This window comes from Spiroplasma corruscae (assembly GCF_002237575.1).
GTDB classification, from domain to species: Bacteria; Bacillota_I; Bacilli_A; order Mycoplasmatales; family Mycoplasmataceae; genus Spiroplasma_A; species Spiroplasma_A corruscae.
Window position 1 is genome coordinate 786,248 of record NZ_CP022535.1, and the last position, 21,748, is coordinate 807,995.

General features: G+C 24.6%; 14 protein-coding genes. 5 read left to right on the top strand and 9 right to left on the bottom strand.

Translation table 4 applies throughout. From position 1 onward, the window contains the following. Positions 1-242 precede the first annotated feature (242 nt). The 4 genes from SCORR_RS03470 to SCORR_RS03485 all read right to left on the bottom strand — a co-directional run bounded on the left by SCORR_RS03470 (position 243) and on the right by SCORR_RS03485 (position 7,004). Complete coding sequence (locus tag SCORR_RS03470) at positions 243-2,663, bottom strand: PTS fructose transporter subunit IIABC (RefSeq protein ID WP_094049181.1); 2,421 nt, start codon at positions 2,661-2,663, stop codon at positions 243-245. 567 nt (positions 2,664-3,230) lie between these two features. Continuing rightward, on the bottom strand, positions 3,231-3,398 hold the full coding sequence (locus tag SCORR_RS03475) for a hypothetical protein (protein ID WP_157705384.1): 168 nt from the start codon (positions 3,396-3,398) through the stop codon (positions 3,231-3,233). A gap of 245 nt (positions 3,399-3,643) precedes the next feature. After that, positions 3,644-3,928, bottom strand: coding sequence for a hypothetical protein (locus SCORR_RS03480; protein ID WP_094049185.1), 285 nt, complete (start codon positions 3,926-3,928; stop codon positions 3,644-3,646). A 1,024-nt stretch (positions 3,929-4,952) separates the two neighbouring features. Further along, complete coding sequence (locus SCORR_RS03485; RefSeq protein WP_094049187.1) at positions 4,953-7,004, bottom strand: ATP-binding protein; 2,052 nt, start codon at positions 7,002-7,004, stop codon at positions 4,953-4,955. A 266-nt stretch (positions 7,005-7,270) separates the two neighbouring features. On the opposite strand from SCORR_RS03485, the gene SCORR_RS03490 reads away from it, so the two are divergent. The 4 genes from SCORR_RS03490 to arcC are packed head-to-tail and all read left to right on the top strand — an operon-like array spanning position 7,271 to position 11,953. After that, positions 7,271-8,470 (top strand): arginine deiminase, encoded by a 1,200-nt coding sequence (locus tag SCORR_RS03490; protein ID WP_094049189.1) that lies wholly within the window; start codon positions 7,271-7,273, stop codon positions 8,468-8,470. 22 nt (positions 8,471-8,492) lie between these two features. Continuing rightward, positions 8,493-9,497 carry an ornithine carbamoyltransferase gene (gene argF / locus SCORR_RS03495; RefSeq protein WP_094049191.1) on the top strand — a complete coding sequence of 335 codons (1,005 nt, stop codon included), beginning with the start codon at positions 8,493-8,495 and terminating at the stop codon, positions 9,495-9,497. A 25-nt stretch (positions 9,498-9,522) separates the two neighbouring features. After that, the gene (locus SCORR_RS03500) at positions 9,523-11,016 is read left to right on the top strand and encodes a YfcC family protein (RefSeq protein WP_094049193.1); all 1,494 of its coding nucleotides are present in this window, start codon (positions 9,523-9,525) and stop codon (positions 11,014-11,016) included. A gap of 13 nt (positions 11,017-11,029) precedes the next feature. Next, complete coding sequence (gene arcC, locus SCORR_RS03505; protein WP_094049195.1) at positions 11,030-11,953, top strand: carbamate kinase; 924 nt, start codon at positions 11,030-11,032, stop codon at positions 11,951-11,953. Positions 11,954-12,007: 54 nt separating this feature from the next. Here arcC and SCORR_RS03510 read toward each other — a convergent pair whose 3' ends face one another. The 5 genes from SCORR_RS03510 to dcm (SCORR_RS03530) form a co-directional block, all read right to left on the bottom strand. Next, complete coding sequence (locus SCORR_RS03510; RefSeq protein ID WP_094049197.1) at positions 12,008-12,679, bottom strand: hypothetical protein; 672 nt, start codon at positions 12,677-12,679, stop codon at positions 12,008-12,010. Then, a complete protein-coding gene (locus SCORR_RS03515; protein ID WP_169709045.1) occupies positions 12,660-15,140 on the bottom strand; it encodes a GmrSD restriction endonuclease domain-containing protein in 2,481 nt (826 codons plus the stop codon). The genes SCORR_RS03510 and SCORR_RS03515 overlap by 20 nt, the downstream gene beginning before the upstream one ends. Beyond that, a complete protein-coding gene (dcm, locus tag SCORR_RS03520) occupies positions 15,130-16,455 on the bottom strand; it encodes a DNA (cytosine-5-)-methyltransferase (protein WP_094049202.1) in 1,326 nt (441 codons plus the stop codon). Before dcm (SCORR_RS03520) ends, SCORR_RS03515 begins: the two co-directional genes overlap by 11 nt. A gap of 77 nt (positions 16,456-16,532) precedes the next feature. Continuing rightward, a complete protein-coding gene (locus SCORR_RS03525; protein WP_094049204.1) occupies positions 16,533-18,596 on the bottom strand; it encodes a DUF262 domain-containing protein in 2,064 nt (687 codons plus the stop codon). Between the two features lie 160 nt (positions 18,597-18,756). Continuing rightward, positions 18,757-20,001 carry a DNA (cytosine-5-)-methyltransferase gene (gene dcm, locus SCORR_RS03530; RefSeq protein ID WP_094049206.1) on the bottom strand — a complete coding sequence of 415 codons (1,245 nt, stop codon included), beginning with the start codon at positions 19,999-20,001 and terminating at the stop codon, positions 18,757-18,759. A 53-nt stretch (positions 20,002-20,054) separates the two neighbouring features. Here dcm (SCORR_RS03530) and SCORR_RS03535 point away from each other — a divergent pair, with 53 nt between their 5' ends. Beyond that, a complete protein-coding gene (locus tag SCORR_RS03535; protein WP_157705386.1) occupies positions 20,055-21,389 on the top strand; it encodes a MutH/Sau3AI family endonuclease in 1,335 nt (444 codons plus the stop codon). The last annotated feature ends 359 nt before the right edge of the window (positions 21,390-21,748 follow it).

Genomic DNA, 21,748 nt, shown 5'->3' on the forward strand with positions numbered 1-21,748 from the left:
TTTTAATATTAAAAATATTTTACTCTTATAAGTTATTATTAGTTTATTAAATCACCACAATAATATAACTAAGTTGTTAAATTAGATACTTTAATTGCACTATTTAAATACAAAAAATTCTTTTTATATTAAAATATTACCTTAGTTATTAAATTTATAGTTGATTTTTCAAATTATTATTAATGAATTTAGTTGTTGACCCAAGAATTAAAAAACCTAATAATAATATTAGGTTAATGATATTAATTTACTCTATTGCTAAACTCTTTAACATATTTAATGTGCAAATCTATTTTTTTATTTAGGTATTGGTCTTTATAATTTTTTATAATATCATTTTTTTGTTTTTTGAATAACTTATTGATTTCTTTTTTATCTGAACTATTGTAAACAGTAATTTGTGTTAACTCTTTTAATTTATTAGCTTTATTTGTTTTTATATCTAAAAAATATTTTTTTGTATTTGGTTTTTCACTTACTGTATGATTTTTATCATTAACTTTTATTTCATTAAACGCTGTTTTAGCAACTAATAATTTGTTTTTTAATTCAAGTTCTTTGTCAGCAAGTTTTTTATATAATTTATCTCTATTTTTAGCATCATTATTTTTTTTGTCAATCTTGATTTCATTTTTTATTTCTAAGAATAATTCATTATAATCACTTTTTGTTTTTTCAGTATACATTACATATGCTTCTTTTAAAGAACCGATTGTACCTTTTTCAGATAATAATCAGAACCCATATAAGAAACCGGTTAATAAAGTACCACAAGCAATTGCTATTAGGAATATTACTGTTTGTTGTCCGTAAGGAACTGCACCAAGTATTGCTACAATTGGTCCACCATGACCTGCGTTATCTTGGATTCTAAATGAACCAGCTATTCCACCAGCTAATGCTCCACCAAGTACATTACAAGTAATAGCTCTCTTTGGGTCTCTTATTGCAAATGGAATTGCACCTTCTGATATACCAATCATACCCATTATGAAGGCACTTGCTCCCATTGATCTTTCTTGCTCATCAAAGAATCTTCTAAATAATAATGATGTTAATCCCATTCCAAGTGGTGCTACAGGTATTCCTGCTGCTAATGCTCCCATTGGTTCTGCAATAGGATGCTCAGAGTTTGATAGTAAAGCAACGCAAGTAACAAAGGCAATTTTATTAATTGGTCCTCCCATATCAAATGCTGCCATTGTTCCAAGTATAACACCAAGCCCTAAACCAAGCCCTAAACCTATTGTTTCAGAACTATATGCTTTTGAAATAGCGTTTGAGAATTGTTCCATTACTCATCCAATTGGTCCACCAATTACATAAATGAATAATACAGATATTCCAACACCTCCGACAATTGGTATGAAGAATATTGGCATAGCCGCTTTTAATGATTTAGGTACTTTTCAAGTATTTACTCATCTTGTGAAGTAACCTATTAAAAGTCCAGCAACAATTGCTCCAATAAATCCCATTGGAGTTCTAACATCAGGCATACCAGGTAATGGCATAAAGAATGATGAATTATTTCCAATATACCCACCTACTAATGCAGGTGCTATTGCAGCTCTACCACCAATTGAGTTTGCTATAAAAGCTGCTAATATTGGTATCATTAATGCAAATGCTGCTGATCCAATTTTATCCATTACTGCTAATGGGTTTCATGGATATGCATCATTTGGTCCTGATGTTCCAGCCGATGGACCTCATATTGCTTTTGCAATACCTAATGAAGCTGCTAAACATATACCACCCAAAATAATTATTGGAATCATATAACTTATACCTGCTAGGATATGTTTAATTACTCCTTGATTTTGTTTATAAACACCATTTTTATTACTAAATTCTCCACTTGCTTCATTATAGATTTTCGCATTTGCTAATGCTTCATCTAAAAGTTTTAACGGATCTTTAACTGCTTTTGCTATTTTTGATTCAAATAGTTTTTTACCAGCAAATCTTGATTTATCAACGTTTGTATCTGTAGCAATAATTACTAAATCAGCTTCTTCAATTTCTTTTGGGGTAAGTTTTGTACCAATACCTTTAGAACCTTGAGTTTCAACTCTAATTTTGTGTCCTTCATTTGTATATTTTTCTAATAATCTTTCTTCTGCAATATATGTATGGGCTACACCTACAACACAGGCTGTTACTGCTACAATATTTAATTTATGTTTATTTTTTTTAATTACTTTTTTAGCACCCAATCCTTCATAACCTTTAACTAGAACTTTTTTTAATTCATTCGGATCTTTTGCAATAATAAAATCCTTTTTAAAGTCTTCTTTTGTTAGTTTAGTTGCAATTGAACTTAATAAATTTAAATGCTCTTCATTTGCGTTATCTGGAATAATTAATGAAATTATATAACTAGTTGGTTTACCATCTAATGAATCTCATTCAATACCTATTTTGTTTTTTACAATTATAACAGAAGGTTCCTTAATATTTTTAATTTTTGCATGTGGAATTGCAAATCCATCTTCAAAACCAGTTGAAGCCTCTTTTTCTCTACTCAAGAAAGACTCGAATAAAATTTTAGAATCATCAGTTATTTTGTTCTCGAGTGCTTTTTTTGAAATAAAATTTAATAAATCAACTTTATTAATAAATTCAGTTTCAAGAAAAACATATGTATTTTTTATGTTCATATTTTATACCTCCCATTTAGAATATTAACACTTTTTCTAAATAATGAAATAAATATGGAAATATTTTTAAAAATAGTTTTTTCAATAAAATGAAATAAAAATACTAGAGTAAAAAAAAGCAGACCACATTTAAATGTAATCCGCAACTCTAGTTTTTCAACTAATTTTATTTTTGTGTTATACGTAAGTATAACAATTTAATCATACATAACTTACTTTTGATTTTCAATAAGTTTAGCACTTCTTTAAGTTTTATCTTGTTAAAATATTTTATTAGTTTTTCAAAGTTTTCAACAAAAAAATTCGCTAAATCCATGTGATCCTTTATTTTATTATTTATATCTAGTGTAATGTTATAAAGACTATTTAACACATCGCTATTACTTGGGATATTTTTATTCTTATTTTCATCAAATAAATTTGGTAAAAAGCTTTTTAGACATAAATATTTTGATGATTGAACTATTTTTATTTTTGGACCGAAAAAACCTTCATATTTCTTAATATACTTTTACTTTCTTCATCCATTTCAATTAAAAAATTCATTGGTAGATGTTGCTTTATTAATTATGGAACGCAACTAAATAAATCATACCTTCCATTTAAACTAACTAAATAATAATCATTTAGAATCAATGGTTTAAAGATGTTGTATGTACTTTGTCCTTCAACACAAATTATCTTTTTATATTGTTTATATAACTTGTGAAGCTTAATATTATATACCTTCTTCATTATAATTTCATTCATGCTATATTTTTAATTCATAACCTTCTATTCCTTAATAAAAAACACATTTGTTATTTTTATTTTTCTTAATAAAGAAATAATTTTCAGCATTTGACAGTACAAGGTTTTGTGTTTTAAAATAATTTTACAGTTTATCATTAACTAATGATTTAAAAAATTCTACTAATTGGTATCTTAACATTGGGTATAAATAATTACCAGGTTCATCTAATAATATTACTTAATTATAATTATTTGTTTTTATTATCTTCTAAAAACAAAAACAACTTAAGAAACACAATAAAACCAGCAGATTTATATTCATCAACATTGATACCAATTGAATTTTTCACACTTCTATCTCTTAAGTTAATAATAATTCGACTTTTCTCTTTTGATATGTCTAATTCCGTGTTATCAATATTATTATTAAAAATTTTATTGACACTAGAATAAAATTGCTTAAACTTCTTATGTATAAAATCAAGTTTCGTGTTTAGTAAGTTTCTTGCAAGTTCTTTATCGTACCAATCCATTTTCTCAAAGTCTAATATTTAAATTTCTAAAATATTAGTAATTTTAAGGAACATTTTTTGATAGAACTAAGTTTATTGTTTTAATATCATCATATTTTATTTCAGCTAATTTACAATTTTTATAATCAGACATTATATGCAAGTTAATATAATCATTTTCAATTCCAACAAAACTATTTAGAACTTCATAATCACTACAGTATATGAACTTTCTTAAATTAAAACTAATAACTTTTTAATAAATAATCTTTTTGAATATTAGACTTAATTGAATTAAATAACCTTAATATTTCAGGTGATAATAAGAAATCTATAAAGTTCTTTTAAATATACTTTTTTCAACTTTATCTGATTTATAACTCAATAAATTATTAGTTATTGTTTCATAGCGATTAAATATATCATAATTATTCAAAAATTAATTTTATTATTAACATCCCTCTAATATAATTTTTATGATCTATTTCACCATCATAAAAATAAGGTACTATAATCTATTGATTATCCTTATCTTTAAAATTAATAATATCTTTTTTCTAAAAAAACTCTTTTAAACCAGTTATTAATCTATTTATATAGTTAATTTTCTAATAAAATCTTCTCATCAGAATTTTTATTATTATTTAATAAATTAAAATATAATTCATACAATATAATTGCAATGTATTTTATATAAAAATTTGTTACCCTAATCTCACAATCAATAAGTAACAATGATTTATAATTATATAAATCTACGATACAATCAAATTTGTTAGAAAAATTTATTTCTAATTTTTCATAATTTTTATAATTAAATTATCATATATGGCATTTAAAAATGTTGATTTACCATTTCATTTGGCCCCATTATAACAATTAAGTTACTTGAAAAATCAATTATCTAATCTTTTTCAAAGTTTGCTAATTCTTTTATTTTTATAACAAAATTCATTATCTTTTTATTAATATAAACATTAATTATTACTTAATTATCTATATTATATACTTTAATAATTAATTAAAGTTCATTCAAATTAGTATTTTATTCAAAAAGATTAATAATTTCAATAATATAACTCTTATTAATGATATTTTTTAAATTTTCATAATTATTACAAAAATAATCGGTTATTGATTTTCTACAATTTTTATCTACCTGACATGAGTTATATAAATTTGAAATATTAATAATAATTTGTTCTTCTTCATCATTAATATTATTAATGTTAAATCCATTTAATAAATATTTAATTAACTCCTCTACTTTATTTAAGTATTTAAACTTACATAACTTAACATAACTTAATTTATTTACATATTTATCAAAATAAAATTTGTCTTCTTGATTTTCTTTATACAAATAATAAATATCTAAGTTAAATTTTTTTAGCTCCAACGATGTATTGATCAAATCATATCTGCCATTTAAAAAAGTTACGTAATAATGATTAGGTAGTAACTTTTGTAATATTTTGCAATAATTTACACCTTCTAATAAAATGATTTTTTTATATTTTGAATCCAACTTATCTTTATTCAATTTATAGAAATTATTCAATTTATAGTCATAAGAATAATTAAGATTATTTAAATATTTTCTATCTTTATGTATTACATTCTTTCCAAACTTGTTTTTTTTAATATAATAATAATTATTTGTAATTATAAAATTCGTACTAGACGTAGCAAATAATATTTTTAAATTATTGTTCGCAACACTATTGATATACTTAATTAAATTAATTTGTAAGTTTTTGTCTAGCGATGAGCATATATTATCAATTAATATTATTGGTTTTAGATTTTCTTTTTTTATAAATTCTAAAATAATATATACATTAAAAAACTCTAATATTGAAGAAGATAAAATAAAATTTCTTTCTTTATATTCATCATTAAAGTATTTAAAACCAATACTAAGAATCCCATCAAAATCATCAAATACCAATCTTACATTTTTTAAATACTCGTATTCATTATCATTATTAAATCCATCTAATAATATGTTTATGAAACTATCAAAAAACAGTCTTAATTTATTTATTACTTTGTTTTTAGATTCATTATTATCATTATTAAAATTTAGGGACTCATAAAAAAGTTTCTCATTAATATCTATGGCTCTTAAGAACATAAACTCAAAATTATCTTTGCTTCCTTCTGATATTGATTTATGACTAATAAGGCTTCATTCTCTAACAATAAATCTGTTTAAATTTAATATAACTTTGTTATTTATTGTAGATGTAATTAACTTTTCTTGTGTAGTTGAAAATGTATCTATATTTAATTTTTCAACTTTGTTATCTATAAACTTGATTAATTCTTTAGGTGAAATATTTTTCCTTAATGTTCTAAATAATTCTAATACTTCCGTCCTTTGTATAAATTCATTAAAAGACTTTCCATAATATTTAATAAAAACTGAGCTATCTATACTAATATTTTTTTTATTATTATATTTACTAATTAAATAGTCATTAATTCATATGCTATTATTTAAGTAATCTAAATAGTTTAAATAATTATTTTGATACATTCTCTCAATATCTAAATGAAAATTATTATCTATATCATTAGTTATAACTTTATTAATTAAAATATAAAATAAATTATGAAAACCTTTAATCTTTATTAAATAAAATCTATTGTTTAAACTATCCATATACAAAAAACCTTCCTTGTATAAAGATTTAAAGTAATTAATAAATAATAAAAACTGATCATTAACTAGTTTTATTAAATCAATATTTGATACCCTACTTTTCTTAAATGCATTTAAGTATTCGTTTTCACTAGTAACTATGTAATAAAACTCTAATAAATATCTTAATGTTAATTTAATGTAAAAGTCAGATAACTTTTTAGCATCTTTTTCATCTTCGATTTGAAATTTATAAACTTCATTATTTTTAATACTACCTTCAATTTCAATTTCTTTGTTACTAATTTGATTTATATAACAAAACTCAATTTTATTTAATAGCGTTGTCTTTCCTGATCCACTTGGTCCTAATATAATATTAAGATTATCCTTAAAATTTATTATTTGGTTTTTTTTAAATCCTTCTACACTATTTATTTTTATTTTCATAACTACTCCTTCTAGTGTTTTCTTAATATTATATTAAATATCATTTATTTGAAATTAACTTTATTAAGTTTAAAAAAAATTTTTTTGAACTAATATTAGTAAACAAAGTATACTTTAAAACTCAATTCATAATGTAAAATTTTTTTCATAATTAATTTAGAAACGGAAAATTTACTAATTTAGTTTAACAAGGTTTATAATTTTTCTTGGAGTTGACATATATAAATTTGGTTAATTGTTAACCCAATTAAAGTAGGAGGTACTTTATGGCAAAAGAATATTCAATTAATGTCTATTCTGAAATAGGAAATCTTAGAACTGTCTTGTTACATAGACCGGGAAATGAGTTAGAAAACTTATCACCTGATTTATTAGAAAGATTATTATTTGATGACACACCTGACTTAATCGTCGCACAACAAGAACACGATGTATTTGCGGAGGAGTTAACTAAAAACGGAGTTGAAGTTTTATATATTGAGAAACTAGTAGAAGAAGTTATTACTGGGTCTCCAAAACTGAGAACTTCTTTGATTAATACATTTTTATTAGAATCAGATTGTAAAACTGAGTATTTAGAAATAATAAGAAAGTACTTTGAGAAAATGAATAATAAAGAACTGGTAGATAAAATGATTGCTGGTATCACAAAACATGAAGTTGATATTAACGATGATGATAATTACCCATTAGTAATTGATCCCTTACCAAATATTTTATTTCAAAGAGACCCGTTTGCATCAATAGGAAATGGAGCAACAATAAATCACATGTTTACTACTACAAGAAGAAGAGAAACTTTATTTATTGATATGGTTTTAAAAAATCATCCAAGATTTGTTAACAAGGTAAATTTTTGATATGAAAGAAATGAAAATAATAATATTGAGGGCGGAGATATTCTTGTATTAAATAAAAATACTTTAATAATTGGTGCATCACAAAGAACTAACATGGAAGCCATAAAAAGTATTGCAGAAAGAATTATAAAAGATGATTCAATATCATATAAAAAAGTTATAGCATTGGAACTAAAAACAAAAAACAGAGCATTTATGCATTTGGATACAGTCTTTACAAATGTTGATTATGATAAATTTATTGCTCACCCACTTATATTTGAAAATATGGATGAATTCAAAATATTTGAGTTTAGCGATGAAGGTATGAAAAAAATTGAAAAAAGACTTGAAGAATATCTAAGTGAGCAAGTAGGTAAAAAAGTACAATTTATAAAATGTGGTGGTGATGACCCAATTGCTCAAGCAAGAGAACAATGGAATGACGGAACTAATGTTTTAACAATTAAACCAGGTGAAGTTATCGCTTATTCAAGAAATCATATCACTGTTAATAAATTAAAAGAAGCAGGAGTAAAAGTTCATGAAATTGCTTCATCTGAATTATCAAGAGGACGTGGTGGACCAAGATGTATGTCAATGCCAATATGAAGAGAAGATATTTAGAAAAAATGTTAGGAGAAAAATAATGGCAATTAATTTAAAAGGACGTAATTTTTTAAAACTCTTAGATTTTTCACAAAGAGAAATATATTATTTATTAGATCTTTCAAAACAATTAAAAGAAGCGAAATATACAGGAACAGAAAGAAAACAACTTGAGGGTAAAACAGTTGCCCTAATATTTCAAAAAGACTCAACTAGAACAAGATGTGCTTTTGAAGTAGGAGCTGCCGATTTAGGTATGAACTCAGTTTATCTTGGTCCAAGTGGAAGTCAATTTGGTAAAAAAGAATCAGTTGAAGATAGCGCTAAAGTTTTAGGAAGAATGTTTGATGGAATACAATTTCGTGGTTTTAAACAATCAGATGTAGAAAATTTAGCCAAATACTCTGGAGTTCCTGTGTGAAATGGTTTAACAGATGAATGACACCCTACTCAAATGTTAGCAGATATAATGACAATACAAGAGGCAAAAGGTATTAAAAAAGTTCAAGGAATAAAACTTGTTTACTTTGGAGATTGTAGATTTAATATGGCAAACAGTTATATGGTTGTTTGCGCAAAATTAGGTATGAATTTTATAGGATGTGCCCCTAAAAACTTATGACCAAATGATGATTTATTAAAACAATGTAAAGAAATTGCTAAATTAAATGGTGGATCAATTGAAATGACAATCGATCATACTTTAGCTGCTTATGATGCGGATGTAATTGCAACAGACGTGTGGGTATCAATGGGTGAAGATTCAAAAATGTGAGGGTCTAGAATTAAAGAATTAAAGAACTATCAAGTAAATATGGAGAAAATTAAGCAAGCTAAAGATGATGTTATTTTCTTGCATTGTTTACCAAGTTTTCATGATGATAAAACTGAAGTAGCACAAGAAGTTATAAAAAATTTTGGTGGTAATGGTGAATTAGAAGTAACCGATGAAGTATTCAACTCAAAATACTCATATGTTTTTGAAGAAGCGGAAAATCGTCTCCATACTATTAAAGCGGTAATGTTAGCAACAATCCGAGGATAATACTAATTAGATAAAGGAGAAAATAATGGATGATAAAAAAATAAAAAAAAAGTTTAAGTTTAGATTACCAACTGCTTTTACAATCCTATTAATTATTACATTATTAGTTATAATAATTTCTTGAATACCTGGCACTACAAGTGATTGAATTGATGATGACGGAACCCTACACAAGGGAGGTCCCGCTGGAATATTTGACCTTTTTATTGCTCCGATGCACGGTTTTAGTAATAAAGTAGATGTAATTATATTTATATTAGTACTAGGAGGATTTCTAGGAATAATAATCGAATCAAAAGCTTTAGATGCAGGAATTGGTAGGTTAGTAAAAAAAATGAAGGGTCATGAAATATGAATAATACCAATAATAATGATATTGTTTTCAATTGGTGGAACAGTATATGGTATGGGAGAAGAGACAATTGCCTTATATCCAGTAATAATACCTGTATTATTAGCAGCGGGTTTTGATACAATAACCGCTATTTTAACTATATTATTTGGAGCTGGTATTGGAGTTGTAGGTTCAACTTTAAACCCATTTGTTATACAAATTGCAGTTGATAATGCACACATTGATGGATTAGGATCTTCAACAGGAATCATTTGAAGATTTATTTCTTGATTTCTTTTAACTAGTGGAGGAGTTGCGTTTGTAATTTGATATGCAACTAGAGTAAGAAAAGACCCATCTAAATCTCCTATTTTTAGTAATAAGAATATACTTGAAAAAATGTTCTCTATATCGCAAGACCTACCTGCTTATACTAAAAAAAGAAAAGTTATTATTACAATATTCTCATTAACTTTCATTATTATGATATTTTCTTTAATTGCGTGAAGCCAATTTGGGGTATCAATATTCGAAAAAATGACCAAATCAGTAAGTGAGAATGCGCCATATATTGCAAGATTTTATGAATCAATTGGTAATTGATATTTCTTAGAAATATCAGCATTATTTTTTATAGCATCGATTATTATAGGCTTTATTGATTGAAAAGGAGAAGAAAATCTTGTTAATAGCTTTATCAGAGGTTCTGCAGATATACTTTCTGTTTGTATTGTAATTGCCTTTGCTGCTGGTATTGGATTTATAATGAGTGAAACAGGAATGCAACATTCTCTGGTAAATGGTTTATCAAAACCTTTATCAGGATTAGGTAAAACAGGATTTATTATATTAGTATTTATATTCTTCCTGTTAATTTCCATAGTTTTACCATCAACTTCTGGATTTGCAACAGCTGTTTTTCCTATCTTAGGTCCGGTTGCTAATGGTGTAACAATTGGATTAACATCAGGGACTATTACAGCATTCTCATTTGCAAATGGAATTATAAACCTAATTTCTCCAACTAGTGCTATATTAATGGCGGCTTTATCAATATCTAAAGTATCTTATGATAAATTTATAAAAGCAAGTTGACCATTGATAACAGGACTATTATTTACATCTGTATTATTACTTGCTATTGGGACATTATTACCAATCGCTAATAATAGCCCATGATTTTAAAAGAGGTAAAGGTATGAAAAGAATTGTAGTAGCTCTTGGGGGTAATGCACTTGGAAATACTCCTGAAGAACAAGAAGAGATTGTCAAAAAAACTGCTATATCAATGGTTGATATAATTGAACAAGGTTATGAACTTGTTATTGCACATGGTAATGGACCGCAAGTTGGAATGATAAATAATGCATTTGAAGAGGCACATAAAATTAATAATAACATTCCAATCATGCCTTTTCCTGAATGTGGTGCGATGTCACAGTCATATATTGGTTTTCATTTACAAAATGCAATAAAAAATGAGCTTAATAAGAGAAACATAAATAAAAACATTGTTACAATTGTAACTCAAGTAGAAGTAGACAAAAATGATAATGCATTTCTAAATCCAACTAAACCAATTGGACCATTTTATACTGAATTAGAAGCAACAAAATTATCAAAAGAAAATGGTTTTATTATAAAAGAGGATTCAGGAAGAGGATGAAGAAGAGTTATCGCTTCTCCAACACCAATTAACATTATTGAAAAAGATGTTGTAAAAGAACTTATTGAGCTAAATAATATTATAATCACAGTTGGTGGTGGTGGAATTCCAGTAATTAATTTTGAAAATAAGTTAAAAAAAGTATCAGCAGTCATTGATAAAGATTTTGCTAGTGCTAAATTAGCTTTAGATATAGACGCTGATTGTTTACTGATATTAACAGCAGTACCACAAGTTGCAATTAACTTTGGTAAAAGTAATCAAAAAAACTTATCAAGTATGATGATAAGTCAAGCTGAAAAATATATTGAAGAAGGCCAATTTGCACCTGGTAGCATGTTGCCAAAAGTAAAGGCGGCTATAAATTTTGCAAAAAATAATAAGATTTCTATAATAGCAGATCTTAATAATGTATTAGGAGCGTTAAATGGCGACTCAGGCACAAAAATTTATTAAATGTCTTATTCAAAAAAATTCCTAAATCGTTAGGAATTTTTATTTTTAAAATCTTTATAATATCTTTTGCAAACTTTTATAAATTGTATAAAAGTCATTTCCCAGAATTACTATATAATCTTTAAATCTTATATAACCACAGCTTTTAGAGTATTTACTAATTTCATTCTTATTAGGATATCAAAAGTTATTTTTTTTGATTTTAATTTTAAATTGGTTATCATCGTCATTAGATAAATAAATTATATTTGATAATAAAATGGAGTAAAATAATTTCTTAGCTTGTGTATTTAGAATGTTCAATTTAGTAATTAAATTTTTAAATAAGCTATCAATTATATTATTATAATCGAAATTATTATCAAGTAACTCTGAGTACTTAATTTCATAAACTTCTTTTATATCTTTTACTTTTGTTATAATGTCAAATGATAAAAGTACATCTATATATTGTCTAATAGCCGATTTTGAATAACCACTAGTTTGTAATTTTTTTGTCGGTGTAACATCAAAACTTCCATTTCTTAAATAAAATTTATTCTGATTAAATATTTTATTTACTTGTATATATTTTTCCCTTTTATCTTTTGAGATTAATTGTAATTTAAAACAAAAATTTTCAACAATGCCAACAACATCAGTTTTAATCTTTCAGTAACTAAATCCTTCAAGGTTTTCAAATAAATCAATTATTTCTTGAATTGTATTAGATGTTATAGATTTCATTTACTATTATTGAAGCTATTTTAGAACTTCTTTCATCTATGTCATCAAATGTAAATTGATCTATTGTTAATAAGTTAGCATTATTATATCCATATGGAACCTTTGCAAGTCTTGAATCAGTATCTTTATAACTTTTTTGTTTTACTTGGAAAGAGCTGTTTTTAATTTCTGAGTTATTTGGTAAGTCCAATAGGAGTAAATTACCAATTTTATCTAATCTTTCTTTGTATTTATCCTCTAAAACTTTATTTCAAGGTTTACCACCAGATAACATATTTTTTCAATCGCTTGATAAAGTTTGAGGGACAATATGTTCTAAAGAAGTCTTCCCGAAGGAAATATTTTGATTAGCCTTTGTCCTTGAATTCATTCAGAACTGTTCTAATCTAGACAAAAATACATTAGCAAGTGGTACATTTTGTACTTTTTGGTTTTTAAATGAATTTATAATTTCTTCTTTTGTTGGTAAAGTTAGTTCCTGTGATAATGAATAATCTTCATTTAACTTATCGAACTTAGCATCTCCTGAGAATCAATTCTTTATTAAAAGTGGTAAGTTTTTTTTAAATTCATTTGAATGTTCAAATGTTTTTAAGTATTTAATAAGTTTGATGAATGTAGATTCTTTGAAAGATTGCCCTGTACCTCTAGTTTGAACTAATAAAGAAGATCATTTTTCAATTTCAAATAAACAATCTCTTAAGAACTCCTTATTATATAAAGAAATTCTTCTATCGTCTGGATTTCAGGTTTTATCAGAATAAATATCTACTAAATAAAATATTAATAGTGAAAAATCTTTATGAGATAAGTTCTTTAATATATCACCAAATTCATAAAACTCATTTGATGAAGATTCATAAAGATTACCAATCCTTACTACTTTAAATACATGAAAATATCTACCTAAATCAGAACAAAGAGCTAAATATCCCTTTTCACTTAGGTTACTATCTTTATAAAATCTTTTAAAATTCTTTAATAAGCTTTTTTTATTTTTTTGTATTTTAAATTTAATTAAATCTTTATTATCGTTTATTGCATCAAGATAAGTTATTAAGTTAAATAAAAATTCTTCATATTTTTTATTATCTTCATCTAGTGATTTTTTTACTCCGTTTTTTAATATAGGCATTTTAAAATACTTAGTTAATTCTGGAACCAACTCATTAGATTTAATTTTAAACACTTTCTCATCAATACTATTAAATATATAATTTTTTATCATATCAAAAGTATCTAAGTCTTTACCTTTGGAGTTTAAGTTTTCAAAAATTTCCATCTCATTATTATTTTCATTATTGTCAAAAACAATAAAAGATATAATAAATTTATTATAATAATACTCATAAATCTTTTCGAGATTTTCAATGCTTAAGTTTTTTAAACTATTATAAAAATAATAATAATTATCTAATATTTGATTCTTACTTAATTTATGTCTTAACTCTTCTTCAAATTCATTTCTATTACTATAGCCTCTAAGAATTAAATTTATGCTATCTGTTGCATTTCTTTTATCTGAAGCAAAGTTTCTGTACTTTTCGTTAATTCTTTTGGGTGAATAAATTCCATTTTCTTTATAGTTAAATAAATATTCAAGTTCATCCGGAATGCTAAACATATAATCATAATCTTCAGGATCTGCACTTTTCATAATATCATAAATAGCTTTAAATAAAATTAGTGAAGTAGTTACTCTTTGTTGACCATCAATAAGTTTTATATCTAGTTTACTATTATCAATTAACGAAACTTCATATTTACAAGCTATTGTACCAAAATAAATTAGTTCATTAGATTCTGATTTATCAATTACTTGATCTAAAAGTTCTGAACATTCTTCAGGTGTTCATCTATAATCTCTTTGGTATGGTGGTATTGTAAATAACTTATTTTTATCCAATACTAATTTGCCAATTGGAGTTTTGTAAATGTTTATTTGTGGGTCATCAAAAAACTTTTCTTCTTCATCTCTTATATTTTTATGACTTGATTTTACAAAATAAATATTTTCATCAAATGTTTTAACTTCAATATCTTTTCCATCTATTTCTATTACAAAGTAATTAATAATAGATTTAAGATTTTTCAAAATTGTTACACATTGTAAAAATGACGGTTTACTTTGTTCAACATTTATATCATCTTTTGGGGCATGGAACCTTGAGTTTCTTTCAAACATTATATAATCTAAGAAATTTAGTATTCTACCTTCAATTTTTTTTTGTTTTCGATCCATAAACATTGACCTTAGCATATTCTTCATTTCACCAAGTTTTCTTAACTCTTTTAAACTTAACAACTCTTTTAGATACTCTTCTAAAAATGTATATGACTCAATTAATACACCATTATAGTCTTCATCAACAATCAATAGGTCTTCAAGAGTACTCATTCTTTCTATAATTCACTTGTATTCATAATAGTCTTCTAAAAATTTAAAATTATTACTTATCATTATTTTCTCCTTCATTATTTATTTCTAAATCATATATTTTTTTAAAAATTGATATCAATACATTAACTGTTATTGAATTACCAGATTGCCTATATAAAACTGCCTGTTTAATATTATTGGCTTGTGCCTTCTCAAAATCACTTTCATCAAACCCCATTAATAGATAAGTTTCTCTTGGGGTAAGAAAACGGTACTTAGATTTTTTGTTAATATTTGATAAGGAAGACCCTCTTAAATCTATTATTCCAGCATTAGGATGTCTATCCTGTTTTGTTGTGATTGTGCGACAACTCTTCAAATATAGACCTTCACTTGTACTATTATAAAATCCTATATTATTTTTTATAAATATTGGATAGTTTCATATTTCTTGAGTATACAAAACAGGGTTTTCTTCAAACATTTTTACACGACTAGGAGTGTTATTTGGTGTCGCGAATATTGCTTCGTTCTCATACTTCTTTTTTGAATAATCAACTTTCAATACTTCTTCTAAGGTATGTATATTTTTTATAATGTCATTAAAATTATCAATTTTGTTAGATTCTATGATTCTTTTTTTTTCTGTTCAAGTATCACTAAAATTATTAATGCTTTTTAGACAACTAATAGCATAAACTCTTTCTCTTTTTTGTGGAATTCCATGATCATAAGAATTTAATAAATAAGTTTGAGTATTGTAACCTATAGATTTTAAAAAATTTATTCATTCAATATAGTCTGTTTTGTGTTTGCTTGAAATCATATTTTTAACATTTTCTAAAAGTAGGTACTTAGGTAGTTTATTTATAATTTTAAGTTCTTTAAGAATTCTTTCAATCTCCCATAAAAGTCCACTTCTTGTTCCGCTTCCTTTTTTCATTCCATTACAAGAACCATGAAAGCTTCCCGCAACAGATAAATCTTGGCATGGAAAGGAATAAGTTAATATATCGATGTCACCAACATTTTTTACTAACTCTTCTCCTTTTAGTTCCAAAATACTACCTTGATTGTTAGAATTTCTATAAGATGTGTACAATAGTTGTTTAATTTCTAATGGCAAGTTAAGTATAAAGGAACTTTTAACAGGTGTTTTACCATCATTTGAATGAGTAAAATTTAATAAGTATTCATCTAAATCTGATTCATTTATATCCTTTGCACCATTATTGTTATTGTTATGAATAGCATTGTAGCTAATATTTGACCATATATCTCATTCGCTTGTTCCTACAACTTTAAAAAAATTATTAAACTTCTTATTAAGTATTGACAGTGCCTTATTTTGAGCACCAATTCCTGCAAATGCTTCAAATACCTTTAATTTTTTCATAAAAAAAATTACCTCTTAAAGTAATTTTAGTTTTTTTTTTTTTTTTGCAAGAGCTCTAGTACATATTGTTTAAATAATTAATTATAATCATTGTTTTTAATTATTTTATTTACGAACTTAAAATTATTATTATCAATACCATATAAATCAAATAAATTTCGAATTAATATAAGCATTTCATTAGGAGTGTAATTTCTATTATAATAAACTTTAGTATCGTGAATTTCATTAAATCTTTTTATTTTACTCTTGTCAAACGATATATCAACCGTTCCATTATTTTTGAATGAATAATTTTGTAAAGCAAGTGAAATCATTTTTTCAGAATTTTCCTTAAATAATTCTTCTAATGTAAGTTTTAACATTTCTGACCAGTTTTTAGTATAAAATCTATTACCATTTAATTCAAAATAAGAGATATTTGTTCCATTTACATCCTCAAAGTCTTCTAATGTTTGCTCTGGTTGATTAAGCGAATCGTAAATGATTTTAATTCTTGGTTCTTTGTTACAAAAGATATTAATAAAATTTTCTCATAAAAAATTACTTCTATTAATTATTGCATCTTCATTTCAGCATTCGCTTTCGAAAATAAGCTTATTAATATGATTAAACCTACTAGACTTTTCTATAAGTATTGATTTTTTTCTTTTAAAACTATAGTCTTTCAAATTAGAGTTATAACCAGTTAATGATAAATTACCTATAGTATGTAAGAACTGACTGTGTATTAATGAATAATCAGGTCCTAAATATTGTTTTCACTCAGATGAAAGATTTTGTGGCATAATGTGCTCAATAGTAATATTTTCATCATATATAATTTTTTCCTTAGAATTAAAGTGTTCAATTTCATATAAAATATACTTGCATAATTGTCTATTTGAGTACATATTACTAATTTGAAAAGATTTCTTTACATCGATATCACCTGGATATCTATCTGTTGATTTAATTTGAATAAAATAAGATCATATCGCATCATAATAATTTTTTTTGTTTTCAATTTTATCAAATATTTTTACATATAAATCTACAAACAATTTATTTAGATTCTTAGCAACTTTATCAACGATTAATCTTCTAAGTATGTAGTTTCTAATCAATAACAAACAATCATACAAAGTGTCTTGGTCTATTAAATCAATATAGTAGTCATTTAATATATTAATTATAAATGGAAAGCAAGTTCTTTGTTTAAAAACTAGTAAATCCCTTATAACTTTATTAATTTTAGAATTAGGGAATGGCACAACTTGCAATAAAATTGCATATAACTTTGATACTTTCTTAAGGTCTTTGAGCACCTCCTCGTTTGGTATATCATTTACTGTTAAAAACTTTTTAAATTCGCTATAAACTTTTGAATCAGGTATTGATTTATTAGTCTTATACATAATATAATGATGAATGAAGCTATTTAAGTTTTTATTATCAAATAATTTTTCCAATTCATATCAATAATTTTCATATAATTCTTCACTATAATTTGTCATAAGTAGATAGTTTCTAATCAAATCAGATGTTGAAAGCTCAACCCCTGTTGAGTTAATTCTTTCAAAAATTAATTGAGGATTATCGTCTATATTAATTTGAACTCTAACAAATATTAGTTTGGAAATAAGTTTTGAAAATTCATCTATCTTAAATTTTTCTTCTTCGATTAGCTTACTAAATTTATTTTTAAAAAATATATAATTTGAAAAAATTCTTGAGCCAATTTTTATTTTATCAAAGTCATCATTCAATAAATATTTAAAAGTTATATCGTCCTCTTTATTCAATTTTATTTTTTTTGTCTTCTTGTCTTCCATATATAAATATGAACGCAAAGACTCTGAATCATTATGATTAGTGCATAAATCATGTAATGCTTTAATTAAAATGAATATAGTTGTAATTCTCTGTTGACCATCAATGATTATATTTTGACTACTTCTGGTTAAATCATTATTAATTCTTTGTAATATAATAATACCTATAAAGTGTTTATATTCATTATTTGTTAATAACAAATCGCTAAATAATTGTTCACATTCCTTTGTAGTTCATGAGTAATTTCTTTGAAAAACAGGAATAATGTATAATTCATTTAACTCTTTTAACTCTTTTTCTATAAATGTATTTGTTGCTTCTATCATTTTAATTTTATCCTTACATACATTATACAGATAAATAAATTCTAATGCTATAAACTCATAAAAGTTGTCTTAATAAAAGTTATTTAAATTTATAAAGTAAAGTATAATAATCATTAGATAATTAATAATAAGACCAATATAAAAAGAATTTTAATAAGTATTAAACTATTTTATTTTTAATTTTAATTTGACACAATTTTGTTTTGTTAATGATATTAAAAGAATCCTCAATTGATTTAGATAACTTTTCAATGATCGAAACTACAAGTGCATTACCCATACAAAAATATCTCATTCTTTCTGTTTTTATACATTCAGTTCAATTATCATCAAATCCATTTATTCTTTCAGCTTCCAAAGGTGTTATAAATCGGTAAAATTCTCCTTTTTTAATGATATGTGTTGATCTATTTAATGTGCCCTCACTAGTTATTAAAGTTCTAGCTGGTTTTTCAACGCTATCAAACAATGACATACTTCCCTCGGTGTAGTTATATACCTCACCATTTGGTTTATATCTTAAAATTTTTTTACCTGATTTTAAATACTTCATCTTACCTAATTGGTATTCATTAAGATAATATTTTAAATCTACTTTATTTTCTAATATTGTCTTTAAAATACCAAGTTTATTATTACATATTGGCTTAAAATCGTAGCAAAATACTCTACCATTATAGCAAAAACCTTTATTTAAAAATTTTTTAATTTGATAATTATGTGTTATGTCAACCTCATTTGTAAATGAGTTCAAATCAATAAATAGATTAGTTTTTTCATCTTGTAAAGATGGAAACTCTTTATCAAAAAACCCGTTATTAATTCTACTTGTATCTTCATTTATTTTTATATTGTTATCAAAAAATAATCTATTCTTCGCAAATATAAAGACCCTTTTACGTCTTTGAACCATTCCATAATCAGCCGCATTAATTACTTGTCACTCAACATCATATCCTAACTTATCAAAGTTTTTCAACATAATAGCAAAATCTCTACCTCTTTGTTTTGAAGGGGATTTTAATAATCTGTCTACATTTTCTAATAAAACCATTTTTGGTTGTTTATTTTCAAGTATTCAACTTATTTCTCACCAAAGCACACCTTTTTTGCCCTCTATTCCTTTAGCATTAGTTGAAGCTACGGAATAATCTTGACACGGAAATCCACCAACTAATAAATCATGGTTAAATGGTATATCGTATTTACAATCTTTTATATCTAAGTTAACTGCATTTTCTGAACCAAAATTATGAACATAACAATCAAAAGCGTGCTGAACCTTTTTATTAGGTTCTCATTGGTTTGCAAAAACAAAATCAAATAGTTTATCATTATATCTAGTCATTCCAAGCCTAAAACCACCAACACCAGCAAATAATTCTACTACACTAATTTTGTTCATATGCAACCTCTTCTTAAAATACTTTATAATAATATCATATAGGAGTATTTAGATTGAGTAATTATATAAAAAAGGATCTTGAATATATATATAAAATAGGACAAGAAGTTATAGGTAAAACATTCTATGAAATTTTTGGTGACCAATGCTTTAAATTCAACAATAAAGGTGGTATCGGTAACATAGTACAATCATTACTTTATAATGTGCCTATAAACTCAAGAAGTGAATCTGATTTTATCGAAGAAGGTGTAGAACTTAAAGTTATTCCATTTAAAGAGATAAAATCAAATATTTTAGTACCTAAAGAAAGAATGGTTTTAAATCTTATTAATTATGAGAAAGTGGTTAAAGAAAGTAGTTTTGAAACAAGTAGTTTTTTAAATAAAAATAAGGTAATCCAAGTAATAATATATTTACATGAGTATGAAAAAAAATGATATGACTTTAAAATTATTAACTCTTTCATGATTGATATAACAAAGCAAAAAGAAATTGAAACAATAAAAAAAGATTGATTAACAATCATAAATTATATAAAAGACGGGAAAGCCGATCAACTAAGTGAAAGGTTGACACAAATATTAGGTGCTTGTACAAAGGGAAAAAATAAAGAGTCAAAAGTAAAACAACCATTCTCTAATATTAAAGCTATGAGTAGAGCATTCTCATTTAAATCTTCTTTTATAAAATATAAAGTAAATGAAATAAAGAAAAATAGTATTAAGTACTTTAATGAAATTTTTATAGATAATTTAAGAGAAAAAAATTATACTATTAATTACGAGTCAATCATAGGAAATATTAAAAAGCTAATTGGAGTAGATTTAATTAAATTTACACAGGATTCCAAAATAAAAAATTGGAGAAATTTAGCCATTAAAAAATACATAAGCTTTACATATCCAAATTTATTAAAAGATTGTGAAACTTGTAATATCAAAATAATTGTGAAAAAACTAAAATACAACGGTACAATTCAAGAAGAAATTGGCACAAACTATATGCTAGATATAAACGAAATGGTTGAAGAAAAATTTATAGATAGTACATTTTACCAGGAAGTAGTCTTAAAAAAATTTATTATAATTGGCATTGATTGCAATAATATTGTATCAAAAGTTTTTTCTTTTAAGTTTGATGAAAGTAATATTAAAAATGCATTAAAAGTCTATAACGACACTAAGAATAAAATTATAGTTGCATTAAATAAAGAAAATAAAGAAATGCTAAGAATTAATTTTGTAAAAAAAAGCGATAACTTAACATTGCATATTAGACCAAAGGCTATTAATGCAAAAGATACTTATAAAAATGGTAAATATAAATTAGAAAACCAACCCAAGCAATGTTTTTGAATTAACAAGGAAGAGTTGATAGAAGTTTAAGCTTGACTAATTAAATAAATATACTATTATTACTTTCATTATCTTGGTAATCTTAATTAAGGTCAAGGAAAATTTATTTATCTAATGCAGAAATGCAGTTTATTAAATTAATTAAAATGAATAACAATTTTATAATCCTAAATACGTATTAACCTAGCGGTAACTATATTTGCTACTTTATATACTAATGTTTCAATTTCTATTGTTTAGTAATATTAATAATTAACAAAACTATAAATCTTAAATATTACATTAACAATTTCCTATACATAAATATTTATGATTAATAAAATTAAAGTTTCGACAAGTCTTTTTTTTTCTTTTTATATGACAAAACAATGATCAAAACATGAAAAAAT